Source organism: Halomonas cupida (assembly GCF_900142755.1).
In the GTDB taxonomy this organism is placed as follows: domain Bacteria; phylum Pseudomonadota; class Gammaproteobacteria; order Pseudomonadales; family Halomonadaceae; genus Halomonas; species Halomonas cupida.
Genome location: NZ_FRCA01000001.1, coordinates 338,197 through 350,258 on the forward strand (window position 1 = coordinate 338,197; position 12,062 = coordinate 350,258).

Genomic DNA, 12,062 nt, shown 5'->3' on the forward strand with positions numbered 1-12,062 from the left:
CCGAGGTTCAGCTGTCGCTATCCTGATCGGAGGCAACGCGAAGAATAGCCTCCTGCAGTCGTTCGTGCAGCTCACGTTGAGAGCCCGCCTGGCGCAGTCGCTGGCGCGTTTCGGCATCATTCATGACACCGGCGACCTGACCGAGTAGAGCAAGGTGAGCTTCATCGGCTTCTTCGGGCACCAGCAGCACGAAGATCAGGTCGACGGGCTCACCATCAATGGCATCGAAGTCGATCGGTTCCGCCAGCTTCAGAAAGCCGGAGATCGGAGCCTTGCAATGCGGGTTGCGGGCATGAGGAATGGCAACACCATTGCCTATCCCGGTGCTGCCGAGTCGCTCACGACCGATCAGACGGCTGAATACTTCCTGGCTATCCAGGCTTGGCGTGTTCTGGGCGATGAAGGTGCTGAAGAACTCCAGCACCCTCTTCTTGCTGCCTCCCGGCACATCAAACAGCGTGCGCTCGGGAGGGAGAATGGCATCCAATGTCATGAGGAGTCAGCGAAGTCCAGCGCCCTGGGCACGGGCTTGTGATTTTTCCTTGTGTTTGACCAGTTGGCGGTCAAGCTTGTCGGCGAGTGCGTCGATGGCGGCGTACATGTCACCATCCTGAGCATCGGCATGCAGATCAGCACCGGCAGCATGAAGTGTGCAGGCGGCGAGTTGACGTTCCTTTTCCACTGACAGGGTCACCTGTACGTTGGTGATGTTGTCGTAGTGGCGCTCCACGCGAGCGAGCTTCTCTTGTACATAGTCACGCAGTGGGGTGGTCAGTTCGACGTGATGGCCGGTGATGTTTACTTGCATGACAGGCTCCTTGCTCTTGCACATGGTAGCTCGATTGTAACCCTTTTTCGGTTCCTGCAAACCCCCTGGCCACAAGTCGTTGCCAGGCGCTGATGAGGGGGCTGTAACTATTGACGACAAGGTCATTATGAACGACAGGTTCATCGAGCGGCCCTCCTGTGATGAGACCGATATGGGATCCATGGTGGAAGGACGCTTCAGCGTAGTCGCTTGCGTTCGCTGGATGACGGAATATGCATGGCCTCGCGGTATTTGGCCACGGTGCGTCGTGCGACGGTGACGCCATCCGAGGCCAGCATCTCCACCAGTTTGCTGTCGGAAAGTGGCTTGCGCGGGGGTTCCTGCTGGATCAGCTTCTTGATCATGGCGCGGATGGCTGTACTGGAGTGCGCATCGCCATCGCTGCCGACCTGACTGGAAAAGAAGTACTTCAGCTCGTATACCCCCCGTGGCGTATGCACATATTTGTGGGTGGTGACCCTTGAGATGGTCGATTCGTGCATCTCCACCTTCTCGGCGATATCGGTGAGGATCAGTGGCTTCATCGCGGCCTCACCCTGCTCGAGGAAGTCCAGCTGACGCAGCATGATCTCACGGCCGACCTTGAGCAGGGTGTCGTTGCGGCTCGATAGGCTCTTCAGCAACCAGCGAGCCTCCTGCAGGTGATCCTTGAGGAACTGATTGTCCTGACTGCGATCGGCGCGGCGGATGAGTGCAGCGTAATCCGGCTGGATTCGCAGGCGTGGCATGGCCTCTGGATTGAGTTCTACCTGCCAGCCTTCGGATCCATGGCGCACGATCAGGTCAGGCACCACATAATCGGTATCGCTGTCACCGAAACTGCTGCCGGGGCGGGGGTCAAGGCTACGGATCAGTGCGATGACACTGTCCAGCTCATTGTCCTCGAGCCCCAGGCGTCGCTTCAGCAGGCGTCGCTCACCGCTTGCCAGGGCTTCGAGGAACTGGCGTACCAGGCGTCTGGTCTGAGGCAGTAACGGCGTCTCGCCAGGCAGGGTGTCGAGTTGCAGCAGCAGGCATTCACGAAGGTCCCTGGCGAAAACCCCGACCGGCTCGAACTGCTGCAGGCGCTTGAGAACCGCTTCCACATCGGCCAGCGACAGTTTGTCGAGTCCCTGTTGTTGCAGCCCCTGGTGAATCTCTTCCAGAGGTTGATCGAGATAACCATCGGCATTGACTGCATCGACCAGTGACTCGGCGACACGCAGATGGTCGCCATCGATGTCGAGCATGGCCAGTTGCCAGCTCAGATGACTCTGCAGTGACACGGAGGATGCCTGGCGCTCGAAGTCCGGGCCTTCGCCACTGCCCGCCGGCAGATTGCCGGAATCCTGATAGGTGTCGGACCAGTCACTGTCTACCGACAGTTCAGCGGGAATCTCGTCGGCCCAGTCATCGTCCGGCGCTTCGCTGACCGCTTGCTCTCCGAAATCGTCTTCCTGCTCCAGCATGGGATTGGCCTCGAGGGCCTGCTGGATTTCCTGACGAAGTTCCAGCGTAGACAACTGCAGCAGCGCGATTGCCTGTTGCAGTTGTGGGGTCATGGTGAGCTGCGTACCCAGCCGCAGCTGCAGCGACGCCTTCAGGGCCATGCGTAGGGTCCGTTGGTGATCTCAGAAGGCTTCACCCTACTCACGAGAGGTATGCCATGCAAGTCTCTTGCCAATATTGACAAAACGAGTTGACTTGTAGGAGGAAAGGAGGAGGGGGTGGGCTACGAGCTACGAGCTACGAGCTACTTTGAGCTATAAGCGGTAAATGGCTCCAGTTGCGAGCCCGCTGCGCTCGAGCTTGAGCCCCGAACCCCGGGCAAGGCACGAAATTGCCGATTTGGCACTGAATCCGCTCGTGGCTCGAAGCTCGCGTCTCGAGGTTGGGTTTGTCTGTGACCCATGGGGCGGCACTGGACAGCTCGTGGCTCGCAGCTCGACACTCGCGGCTTATGGCTTACAACCGGAAGTTCTCTCCCAGATACACTTCGCGAACGCGCTTGTTGTTCAGAATGTCGTCGGCGTTGCCTTCAGCGATGATCTGGCCGTCGCCGACGATATAGGCGTGGTCACAGATATCGAGTGTCTCACGCACGTTGTGGTCGGTGATCAGGACGCCGATATTGCGTTCCTTGAGCTGGCGGATGATTGACTTGATATCGCCCACCGAGATGGGGTCAACACCGGCGAAGGGCTCGTCGAGCAGGATGAAGGCCGGCTCGGTGGCCAGGGCGCGGGCAATCTCTACCCGACGTCGTTCGCCACCGGACAGGCTCATGCCGGGGTTGTCGCGGATATGGGTGATGTGAAAGTCCTCGAGCAGGCGCTCGAGGCTCTCTTCGCGGCCCTTTCGGTCGAGGTCCTTGCGAGTCTCGAGGATGGCCATGATGTTGTTGGCCACCGACAGCTTGCGGAAGATCGACGCTTCCTGCGGCAGGTAGCCGATGCCTGCCAGTGCACGTTCATGCATCGCCGAGCGGCTGAGATCGCGGTCATCGATAGAGATCTGTCCAGCGTCAGCACGGACCAGACCGACAATCATGTAGAAGGACGTAGTCTTGCCGGCCCCATTCGGGCCCAGCAGGCCGACAATAGAGCCCTGGGAAATCGACAGGCTGATGTCGTGGACGACGCGGCGACGCTTGTAGCTCTTCGCCAGGTTACGGGCGTGAAGGGTCTTCATTGGCTATTCTGACCCTCCGGTTCCAGCGTCATGCGAATGCGCTGGGTGCCGTCGACGCCGTCGGCGCTTGAACGTGCCTGTACCACGCGACGATCAAGGAAGTACTCGAGGTAGGCGCCATCAAAGGTGTCCCTGGCCTTGTGCAACTCTGCCTGGTCGATCAGCTCGATGCGGCGTTCAGAAACGTGATAGACCACCTTGCGTCCCCAGCCCTTGACCACTGGCTCTTCCGGAGAGGGCTTCTGCTCCAGATAGGCGCGGTCACCGGTCGCCGTGGCTTGTGACAGCTCGCCCTGGTCATTGCGCTGGATTTCGACGCGATCGCCGGTAAGTATCATGCTGCCTTGCTGGATACGGACGTCACCGGTGTACACGGCGGTACCGGCCCGGTCGTCGAGATCCAGACGATCAGCCTCGACCTGAATCGGGGCCGTGCGGTCGCTTTCAAGCGCCGACGCTGTCGAACTGATGATGCCGGTCGCCAGGGCGAGGCAGATGGCGAGCATGGGGGCGTGGCTCGGACGCATCATTGAGCAGGCTCCTTGTTGGTTTCAGGCGGGTGGTGGCCGGTCACATTGTCGGTCAGGCGCGCCTTTCTGTCATTGATCCAGGCGTCGAAGCGATCGCCGCGCATCTCTTGCGGCGGCTGGCGCAGTACGGCAGAGGTTTCACTCCATGCGTGGCCTGTGGTGCTGTCGTAGTGCAGGATCTCGGTGTCCAGCTGCCAGGTTTCGGCAGGGGCTTCGAGGTGTGCATCACCCGTCAGTGTAATGGGGTTGCCATCGGGGCCAAGCTGGCCGCGTCTGGCGTTGGCGATCCAATCACGCCCGCTGTCGTCGATCAGTGCAATATCGGGAGTCTGCAGGCGGGTAACATCATCCAGTGGGGTGTGCACCAGGCGCGGAGTGACCACTCGCTGATGGAGCACACCCTGCGCATTGAAGCGGCTCAGGGTCGCGTCAGTCAGATAGTAGTCCGGCTCACCTGCCTCGTCGTTGGGGATTTCGCTGGGAATGTCACCATCCCGCGGATTGAGCAGTGCCAGTCCTGCACCCAGCATCAGCAACAGGATGAATAGCCAGAAGCGAAACCCGGGACGCAATGCACGCAGATTCATGGCTCAGGGCCCGACATGAAGATAGGTGTCAAGTACGCTCTGCCAGTGGCCCTGACTCATCAGCAGCCTGTCGCAGATCTCGCGTACCGCGCCATGGCCACCCGTCTGCTCGGTGATCCAATCGGCCTGCTCGCGAATGTAGTGCGGTGCTCCGGGCACGCTGATGCCGACTCCTGCATGTCGGATGCAGGGCAGGTCCGGCAGATCATCGCCACAGTAGGCCACCTGGTCGAGCTCGATACCCAACTGCTCACACATCTGTTTGAGTGCCGGCAGTTTACGTTCGACGCCCTGGTGGACATGGTCGATGCCCAGTGCGCTGGTGCGCATGGTGACCATTGGTGAGCTGCGTCCGGTGATCACCGCAACGTTGATGCCGGCGCGTTTGAGCAACTTGAGACCGTGACCGTCAAGGGTATTGAAGACCTTGCTTTCCTGACCGTCGGCCTGGAAATACAGGCTGCCATCGGTCATGACACCATCCACATCGAGGGCCAACAGGCGCACGCGACGTAATTTATCGGACAGGTCGGAAGTGTTGGTGTGTGGCATTGACTGAATCCTTGTAACGAGCCGGGCAGAGCCGCTGTCAGATCACGCCGGCGGTCAGCAGGTCGTGCATGTGCAGTGCACCAACCGGGTGGCTGTCCTTGTCGACTACCGCCAGCGCAGTAATGCGATTGTCTTCCATGATACGCACCGCTTCCGCGGCGAGAATATCGGCCTGGATGCGCAACCCCGGACTGGTCATGACATCATCGACGCTAAGGTTGGTGAAGTCCTGATAACGATCCAGCGTGCGACGTAGATCTCCATCGGTGTAGACGCCAGCCAGAGTACCATCATTGGCGACCACGCAGGTGAAACCGAGCCCCTGGCGGGTGATCTCGAGCAGCGCGTCGCGTAGTGGGCAGCCTTGTGGAACCTGAGGTAGGCGCTTGCCGGTGTGCATCAGGTCACCAACGGTCAGCAGCAGGCGTTTGCCGAGACTGCCGCCCGGGTGCGAGAGGGCAAAATCCTCGGCGGTGAAGCCACGGGCTTCCAGCAGTGCCACGGCGAGGGCGTCACCGAGGGCCAGAGCCGCAGTGGTCGAGGACGTTGGTGCCAGATCCAGCGGGCAGGCCTCGCGTTCGACACCGGCATAGAGGTGCGCATCGGCATGGCGCGCCAGGGTGGAGGCCGGGCGCCCGGTCATGCTGATCAACGGAGCGCCCATGCGCTTGAGCAGTGGTAGCAGGGCGGTGACCTCGGCCGTTTCACCGGAGTTGGACAAGGCCAGTACGATGTCCCCCGGCGTAATCATGCCGAGATCACCATGACTGGCCTCTCCGGGGTGAACGAAGAATGCCGGAGTCCCGGTGCTGGCCAGGGTGGCGGCAATCTTGCTGCCGATATGACCGGACTTACCCATGCCGGTGACCACCACACGTCCCTTGCAGCCGAGAATCAGCTCGCAGGCATGGGCAAAGCCGCCGTCCAGGTGCGCGATCAAGGCATCAATGGCATCGCGTTCCAGGCCGAGGGTCCGCTGTGCGCTTTCGCGTAGCGCTGCAGCGTTGATGGTAGGTGTAGTGCTGGAATGGTCATTCATGGGCTTGATTGTTGCCGTTTGCGTCGAATCCCACAAGTTCCGCCGGGTCATGTGTGGCCTGGAACTGTGCCGAGACGGGATGGCTGTCTGTCCCCCTGGCTATCTGCCGCATAGGCATCCGGGGTCTGTCATGGCACACTGCCCGCCGAATTCGATCAATGAAAAATGGCCGCTCATTGAACCTGTAGAATGGTCATTGCGCAAGCTGGCCTCTGCTGCAGCAGCATACCCTGTTTGTGGCATGCCTTTATTGAGTTAGGATACGATGTTCGATAACTCGGCGTCAGCCTACCTGCAAGAGTGTAAGTAGGTGGCGTTGATCCTCGACAAAACAGTCTGGCTGGACAACGGTAGGATAAACGATGATGGCTGCTTCCCTGGTGGAGGTCGAGAATCTACATTTCTCCCGCGGAGATCGTGAGATCTTCCGTGGTGTTGACCTGTCCATCCGTCGTGGTGCCATCACTGCCATCATGGGTCCGAGCGGCACCGGAAAGACGACATTGCTCAAGCTGATCGGTGGGCAGTTGAGCCCTGATGCGGGGCGTGTGGTGATTGATGGGCGAGATGTGCATGCGCTGTCCCGCAATGCACTGTTCAGGATGCGCCGACGCATGGGAATGCTGTTCCAGAGTGGAGCGTTGTTCTCCGATCTAAGCGTCTTCGAGAATGTGGCCTTTCCCCTGCGCGTGCATACGGACCTGCCTGAAAGCATGATTCGTGACGTAGTGCTGATGAAGCTCGAGGCTGTGGGCCTGCGTGGTGCAAGGGAGTTGATGCCGGCGGAGTTGTCCGGAGGCATGACCCGTCGTGTGGCACTGGCGCGGGCGGTAGCGCTTGATCCAGAGTTGATTCTCTACGATGAGCCCTTCGTCGGGCAGGACCCGATTTCCATGGGCGTATTGGTACAGCTGATCAAGCGGCTCAATCAGGCGTTGGGCCTGACGTCGGTAGTGGTGTCCCACGATATCCGTGAAACCCTGACGATCGCTGATTATGTCTACGTTGTTGCCGACGGACGAGTCATGGCCCATGGCACACCGGAGATGCTGGAAGCGGTGCAGGATCCGAGAGTACGCCAGTTCATTCATGGTGAGCCCGATGGCCCTGTGCCATTTCACTATCAGGCGGATGATTTCATCGACGATATTCTCAGCCATGGAGAGCCGCAATGATCGAACGCATTACCCTGATCGGTCGTCATGGCTGCGAGCTGCTCGAGTCGCTGGGACGTGCCGGGATCTTCCTGTTGCAGTCGATGTTTGCGCGTCCTTCTCGGGAAGGGGTGCGCCTGTGGCTGGTGCAGATGCACATGGTTGGCGTCATGTCACTGGCGATCATTCTGGTGTCGGGGCTGTTCATCGGTATGGTGCTGGCCCTGCAGGGCTATACCATTCTGGTGGATTTTGGTGCCGAGCAGGCACTAGGCCAGATGGTTTCGCTGTCGCTGTTGCGTGAACTGGCGCCAGTGGTGGCGGCGTTGCTGTTCGCTGGGCGTGCAGGTTCGGCGCTGACGGCCGAGATCGGCCTGATGAAAGCCACCGAGCAGTTGAGCAGCATGGAAATGATCGGCGTTGACCCGCTGCGTCGTATTGTCGCGCCTCGGCTGTGGGCGGGTTTCGTGTCGCTTCCGCTGCTGACCATTGGTTTCAGCGTGGTCGGTGTCTGGGGTGGGCACCTGGTCGGCGTCGAATGGCTGGGCGTTTTCGAGGGATCCTACTGGGGCAATATGCAGGAGAGCGTGGGCTTTATCGATGATGTCGGCAACGGTCTGCTCAAGAGTCTGGTGTTCGCTCTGGTGATCACCTGGATTGCGGTGTTCCAGGGGTATGACCTGGTTCCGACCTCGGAAGGCATCTCCCGTGCCACCACGCGTACGGTGGTCTATTCATCCCTGGCCGTTCTGGGCCTGGATTTCGTGCTTACCGCCGTGATGTTCGGTGGACTTTCCTGATTCTGCGGAGACTGTGATGAAACGCAGCAAGACGATGGAATTCGGTGTCGGCCTGTTCATGCTGGCCGGTATTCTCGGGTTGGTATTTCTGGGCCTGAAGGTCAGTGGTCTGGATCTGACTCGCGCCGATGATACCTTCGAACTGAACGCCAACTTCGCCAATATTGGTGGGCTCAAGCCGCGTGCGCGAGTGACCATGGCTGGAGTGACCGTGGGGCGGGTCGACAGTATCGACCTCGATACCGAGTGGTACGACGCCAGGGTGGTGATGTCACTGGACAATGATCTGCTCGGCAAGCTGCCGGATGACAGTACCGCCGCCATTCTCACTTCAGGGCTGCTGGGCGAGCAGTACATTGGTCTGTCGGTGGGCGGTTCTCCGGAGTCGCTCGAGGACGGTGCCACCATCCGTGATACCCAGTCGGCGCTGGTGCTGGAGGAACTGATTCAGCAATTCGTGTCGAATATGGTTAATGAGTAAGCCAATCGGGAAGCGTACAAGGAGAGTCTCATGACTACGGTAAAACCTGTCAGTAACCGTTTCTTCCAGTGGCTGGCCACAGCATTGCTGGTATTGATGAGTCTGCCGGCGATGGCCCAGCAGTCCCCCGAGGATATGATTCGCGTCAGCATCACCGAGCTGATGGGGCAGATCGAAGGTCGCAAGGACTATTTCAGCAGTAATCCGGCAGAGCTCAAGCGGGTGGTGGACGAAAGCCTCAGTGATGTGGCGGACTTTCGTTACATCGGCGCGAGCGTGATGGGGCGCTACTTCGGCAATGCCACGCCAGAACAACGTTCGCGCTTTGTTGACGCCTTCAAGCAGACGCTACTGGACACCTACGCCAAGGGACTGGTGACCTTCGATTACCGCGAGATCCGCGTGCTTGATAACCAGTCCGCCGGACGTTACGAAGACCAGGCCAATGTTGCCATGGAGATCGTCGGCACTGACGGTACGGTCTATCCGGTCAGCTATACGTTGCGCCAGGATGGCGGCCAGTGGAAGGTGGTCAATGTCATCGTCAATGGTATCAATCTTGGATTGACGTTCCGCAACCAGTTCGATCAGGCCATGCGTCAATACAACCGGGATTATGATGCGGTGATCAACAACTGGTCACCGGAAGTCGGTGCCGAGGAACTGGAGCGCGGTGGCGCATGAAGCAACTGATGGCCCTCGGCCACGCGAGTGTGTGTGCCGACGCCAACACCCTGAGTGTCACCGGTAAGGTGGACTTCGATGGGGCAGCAGCCATGGCGGAAGCCGGTGGTGATTGGCTGAAGTCCCGTTCTCGAGGTGAAGAAATCATCCTCGATCTCGGCGCTGTAGAGGATGTTTCCAGCGCTGCTCTCAGCATGATGCTGGAGTGGCAGCGTGTCTCGCGTGGTGCCGGCCTGGTGCTGCGCGAGGTGCGCTTGTCTCCGGTGCTGGCGCAACTGACCAGTCTGTCCGGGCTGGATGCCCTGATTCCAGCCTCCTCTTCCTGAGCCTGTGCTCGGCCCTGTGCGCGTTTCGATTCGGGGCCGAGTTTCTGACTCGGCTTGTCATCGCTATCTGCTGCGGTTTTCTTTACCATATGGCGCCAATGCCATTACTGCGCGTCGATGTTATCGACGCTTCATGAAAACCTTGAGGAGAGCGGTTGCATGCAACCCAGTGACGTCAAGGCGCTGCTCGAGAGCCGCGTCGATGGCTGTGAATTCCACATCCAGGGCGAAGGCTGCAACTTCCAGGTCGTCGCCGTAGGCGAGATGTTCGCCGATCTCACCCCGGTCAAGCGCCAGCAGGTCATCTATTCGGCGTTGTCCGAGGAAATTGCTTCCGGTGCACTGCACGCCATCAGCATCAAGACCTATACGCCTGCCCAGTGGCAGGCCGCGGCCGAGAACCCGGGGGCCTGACGGTAACTCGCATGGACAAGTTGATGATCACCGGCAATGGGCCGGCCGAAGGGGAAGTCTGGGCCAGTGGTGCCAAGAACGCTGCCCTGCCGATTCTGTGTGCCACATTGCTCGCCGATGAGCCTGTTACCATCGGCAACCTACCGCATCTGCAGGATATTACCACCACCCTTGAGCTGCTCGGTCATATGGGCGTTCAGGCGGTGATGGGCGAGAAGATGTGTATTCAGCTCAATGGGGCTCAAGTCAATGACTGCCACGCCCCCTACGAGTTGGTCAAGAAGATGCGTGCATCGATTCTGGTGCTGGGGCCTCTGCTGGCTCACTTCGGCAAAGCGGATGTATCGCTGCCGGGGGGCTGTGCCATTGGTTCACGCCCGGTCGATCTGCATATTCGTGGTCTCGAGGCCATGGGCGCCGATATCCGTGTGGAAGGCGGGTATATCCGGGCCCGTACCGATGGCCGCTTGAAAGGGGCGACCATCTTCTTCGATACAGTGACCGTTACCGGCACCGAGAATCTGCTGATGGCCGCGGCTCTGGCCGATGGCGTGACGGTGCTGGAGAACGCGGCGCGTGAGCCCGAGGTTGTTGATCTGGCAGAATGCCTGATCAAGATGGGTGCCGACATCCGCGGTCATGGCACCGACACCATCACCATCCATGGCGTCGAGCGTTTGCATGGCGCCGAGCATGATGTGATGCCGGACCGCATCGAGACCGGAACTTTCCTGGTAGCCGGTGCCTTGAGTCGTGGCCGGGTTCGCGTGCGCCGTACCCGTGCCGACATTCTCGAAGCGGTATTGGCCAAGCTCGAGGAAGCTGGTGCGAAGATCACCACCGGTGATGACTGGATCGAGCTCGACATGGAGGGTCGCCGTCCAAAGGCGGTCAACATCCGCACGGCGCCCTATCCGGCCTTTCCCACCGACATGCAGGCCCAGTTCGTGGCGATGAATGCGGTGGCAGAGGGGACCGGGCGTGTGGTGGAGACGATCTTCGAAAATCGCTTCATGCACGTTCAGGAACTCAATCGCATGGGCGCCAATATTGCCCTTGAAGGTAATACCGCGGTCATTACCGGGGTCGAGCGGCTGTCCGGAGCTCCGGTCATGGCGACCGATCTGCGAGCCTCTGCCTCGTTGGTGGTGGCGGCGATGATGGCGGAAGGCGAAACCCTCGTCGATCGTATCTATCACATCGACCGCGGCTATGAATGTATCGAGGAAAAGCTGCAGCTGCTGGGTGCGCGTATCAAACGTATACCGGGCTAACTCTCCTCCGCTCGGGCACCCCTGCCCCGAGCGGTGATTCGACAATCGGGCGAGACCATGAACAAGCAATTGATACTGGCGTTGTCGAAAGGGCGCATTCTTGACGAGACCCTCCCGTTGCTGGCAGATGCCGGCATTCGCCCGGCAGAGGATCTGGGCAGCAGTCGCAAGCTGCTGTTCGATACCAATCTGCCCAACGTCAAGCTGGTGGTGATTCGTGCCACGGATGTGCCGACCTATGTCCAGATGGGGGCGGCAGATCTGGGGGTGGCCGGCAAGGATGTGCTGCTCGAGCACGGTGCCGAGGGGCTTTATGAGCCTCTTGACCTGGAAATTGCCCGCTGCAAGCTGATGACCGCTGGTGTTACCGGTCGCGAGTCAGCCATGCCTCGCCGCCGCGTGGCCACCAAGTTCGTCAATGTGGCGCGACGTTATTACGCGGAACAGGGTATCCAGGCGGAAGTGATCAAGTTGTATGGTGCCATGGAGTTGGCTCCGTTGATGAACCTCGCCGACGAGATCGTCGATATCGTGGATACCGGCAACACGCTGCGGGCCAATGGCATGGAGCCACGTGAGCTGATTGGCCATATCAGTACCCGGCTGGTCGTCAATCAGGCCGCCATGACCATGAAGCATGATCAACTCAAGCCGTTGCTCCAGCGTCTGAGCGACGCCGTGGCGGCCCGCCGTGAAATGGCCGATTGAGCGCCACCTCCGTT

16 protein-coding genes are annotated in these 12,062 nt (G+C 59.8%); 8 read left to right on the forward strand and 8 right to left on the reverse strand.

The genetic code is table 11. From position 1 onward, the window contains the following. Positions 1-7 precede the first annotated feature (7 nt). The 8 genes from ptsN to BUE38_RS01430 form a co-directional block, all read right to left on the reverse strand. Positions 8-493 carry a PTS IIA-like nitrogen regulatory protein PtsN gene (gene ptsN / locus BUE38_RS01395; protein ID WP_073433233.1) on the reverse strand — a complete coding sequence of 162 codons (486 nt, stop codon included), beginning with the start codon at positions 491-493 and terminating at the stop codon, positions 8-10. A 6-nt stretch (positions 494-499) separates the two neighbouring features. Next, positions 500-808 (reverse strand): ribosome hibernation-promoting factor, HPF/YfiA family, encoded by a 309-nt coding sequence (gene hpf, locus BUE38_RS01400; protein WP_073433234.1) that lies wholly within the window; start codon positions 806-808, stop codon positions 500-502. Between the two features lie 197 nt (positions 809-1,005). Further along, positions 1,006-2,418, reverse strand: a complete 1,413-nt coding sequence (locus BUE38_RS01405; protein WP_073433235.1) for an RNA polymerase factor sigma-54 — start codon at positions 2,416-2,418, stop codon at positions 1,006-1,008. 355 nt (positions 2,419-2,773) lie between these two features. Beyond that, a complete protein-coding gene (gene lptB, locus BUE38_RS01410; protein WP_073433236.1) occupies positions 2,774-3,499 on the reverse strand; it encodes an LPS export ABC transporter ATP-binding protein in 726 nt (241 codons plus the stop codon). Beyond that, positions 3,496-4,026: a lipopolysaccharide transport periplasmic protein LptA gene (lptA, locus tag BUE38_RS01415; RefSeq protein WP_143166186.1), complete on the reverse strand. Its 531-nt coding sequence runs from the start codon at positions 4,024-4,026 to the stop codon at positions 3,496-3,498. The genes lptB and lptA overlap by 4 nt, the downstream gene beginning before the upstream one ends. Next, on the reverse strand, positions 4,026-4,616 hold the full coding sequence (gene lptC, locus BUE38_RS01420; RefSeq protein ID WP_073433237.1) for an LPS export ABC transporter periplasmic protein LptC: 591 nt from the start codon (positions 4,614-4,616) through the stop codon (positions 4,026-4,028). The genes lptA and lptC overlap by 1 nt, the downstream gene beginning before the upstream one ends. 3 nt (positions 4,617-4,619) lie before the next feature. Further along, positions 4,620-5,168, reverse strand: coding sequence for a KdsC family phosphatase (locus BUE38_RS01425; RefSeq protein WP_073433238.1), 549 nt, complete (start codon positions 5,166-5,168; stop codon positions 4,620-4,622). Positions 5,169-5,205: 37 nt separating this feature from the next. Next, positions 5,206-6,207, reverse strand: coding sequence for a KpsF/GutQ family sugar-phosphate isomerase (locus BUE38_RS01430; protein ID WP_073433239.1), 1,002 nt, complete (start codon positions 6,205-6,207; stop codon positions 5,206-5,208). 362 nt (positions 6,208-6,569) lie between these two features. On the opposite strand from BUE38_RS01430, the gene BUE38_RS01435 reads away from it, so the two are divergent. The 8 genes from BUE38_RS01435 (at position 6,570) to hisG (ending at position 12,048) form a co-directional block, all read left to right on the forward strand. Further along, positions 6,570-7,382: an ABC transporter ATP-binding protein gene (locus BUE38_RS01435; RefSeq protein WP_073433240.1), complete on the forward strand. Its 813-nt coding sequence runs from the start codon at positions 6,570-6,572 to the stop codon at positions 7,380-7,382. Further along, positions 7,379-8,161: a lipid asymmetry maintenance ABC transporter permease subunit MlaE gene (gene mlaE / locus BUE38_RS01440; RefSeq protein ID WP_073433241.1), complete on the forward strand. Its 783-nt coding sequence runs from the start codon at positions 7,379-7,381 to the stop codon at positions 8,159-8,161. Before BUE38_RS01435 ends, mlaE begins: the two co-directional genes overlap by 4 nt. 16 nt (positions 8,162-8,177) lie before the next feature. Further along, positions 8,178-8,642 (forward strand): outer membrane lipid asymmetry maintenance protein MlaD, encoded by a 465-nt coding sequence (gene mlaD / locus BUE38_RS01445; RefSeq protein WP_073433242.1) that lies wholly within the window; start codon positions 8,178-8,180, stop codon positions 8,640-8,642. A 30-nt stretch (positions 8,643-8,672) separates the two neighbouring features. After that, a complete protein-coding gene (locus BUE38_RS01450; protein ID WP_073433243.1) occupies positions 8,673-9,326 on the forward strand; it encodes an MlaC/ttg2D family ABC transporter substrate-binding protein in 654 nt (217 codons plus the stop codon). Next, complete coding sequence (locus tag BUE38_RS01455; protein WP_073433244.1) at positions 9,323-9,652, forward strand: STAS domain-containing protein; 330 nt, start codon at positions 9,323-9,325, stop codon at positions 9,650-9,652. The genes BUE38_RS01450 and BUE38_RS01455 overlap by 4 nt, the downstream gene beginning before the upstream one ends. A 159-nt stretch (positions 9,653-9,811) precedes the next feature. Beyond that, positions 9,812-10,066: a BolA family protein gene (locus BUE38_RS01460; protein ID WP_073433245.1), complete on the forward strand. Its 255-nt coding sequence runs from the start codon at positions 9,812-9,814 to the stop codon at positions 10,064-10,066. 11 nt (positions 10,067-10,077) lie between these two features. After that, a complete protein-coding gene (gene murA / locus BUE38_RS01465) occupies positions 10,078-11,340 on the forward strand; it encodes a UDP-N-acetylglucosamine 1-carboxyvinyltransferase (RefSeq protein ID WP_073433246.1) in 1,263 nt (420 codons plus the stop codon). Positions 11,341-11,397: 57 nt separating this feature from the next. Further along, positions 11,398-12,048: an ATP phosphoribosyltransferase gene (hisG, locus tag BUE38_RS01470; RefSeq protein WP_073433247.1), complete on the forward strand. Its 651-nt coding sequence runs from the start codon at positions 11,398-11,400 to the stop codon at positions 12,046-12,048. Positions 12,049-12,062 lie beyond the last annotated feature (14 nt).

What these genes read in the sequence shown, in the direction of transcription:
- BUE38_RS01450 (WP_073433243.1), top strand. Translation starts at nt 8,673, where the DNA reads ATGACTACGGTAAAACCTGTCAGTAACCGTTTCTTCCAGTGGCTGGCC.
- mlaE (WP_073433241.1), top strand. Translation starts at nt 7,379, where the DNA reads ATGATCGAACGCATTACCCTGATCGGTCGTCATGGCTGCGAGCTGCTC.
- hisG (WP_073433247.1), top strand. Translation starts at nt 11,398, where the DNA reads ATGAACAAGCAATTGATACTGGCGTTGTCGAAAGGGCGCATTCTTGAC.
- lptA (WP_143166186.1), bottom strand. Translation starts at nt 4,026, where the DNA reads ATGCGTCCGAGCCACGCCCCCATGCTCGCCATCTGCCTCGCCCTGGCG.
- mlaD (WP_073433242.1), top strand. Translation starts at nt 8,178, where the DNA reads ATGAAACGCAGCAAGACGATGGAATTCGGTGTCGGCCTGTTCATGCTG.
- lptC (WP_073433237.1), bottom strand. Translation starts at nt 4,616, where the DNA reads ATGAATCTGCGTGCATTGCGTCCCGGGTTTCGCTTCTGGCTATTCATC.
- BUE38_RS01435 (WP_073433240.1), top strand. Translation starts at nt 6,570, where the DNA reads ATGATGGCTGCTTCCCTGGTGGAGGTCGAGAATCTACATTTCTCCCGC.
- BUE38_RS01425 (WP_073433238.1), bottom strand. Translation starts at nt 5,168, where the DNA reads ATGCCACACACCAACACTTCCGACCTGTCCGATAAATTACGTCGCGTG.
- murA (WP_073433246.1), top strand. Translation starts at nt 10,078, where the DNA reads ATGGACAAGTTGATGATCACCGGCAATGGGCCGGCCGAAGGGGAAGTC.
- ptsN (WP_073433233.1), bottom strand. Translation starts at nt 493, where the DNA reads ATGACATTGGATGCCATTCTCCCTCCCGAGCGCACGCTGTTTGATGTG.
- lptB (WP_073433236.1), bottom strand. Translation starts at nt 3,499, where the DNA reads ATGAAGACCCTTCACGCCCGTAACCTGGCGAAGAGCTACAAGCGTCGC.
- BUE38_RS01430 (WP_073433239.1), bottom strand. Translation starts at nt 6,207, where the DNA reads ATGAATGACCATTCCAGCACTACACCTACCATCAACGCTGCAGCGCTA.
- BUE38_RS01405 (WP_073433235.1), bottom strand. Translation starts at nt 2,418, where the DNA reads ATGGCCCTGAAGGCGTCGCTGCAGCTGCGGCTGGGTACGCAGCTCACC.
- BUE38_RS01455 (WP_073433244.1), top strand. Translation starts at nt 9,323, where the DNA reads ATGAAGCAACTGATGGCCCTCGGCCACGCGAGTGTGTGTGCCGACGCC.
- hpf (WP_073433234.1), bottom strand. Translation starts at nt 808, where the DNA reads ATGCAAGTAAACATCACCGGCCATCACGTCGAACTGACCACCCCACTG.
- BUE38_RS01460 (WP_073433245.1), top strand. Translation starts at nt 9,812, where the DNA reads ATGCAACCCAGTGACGTCAAGGCGCTGCTCGAGAGCCGCGTCGATGGC.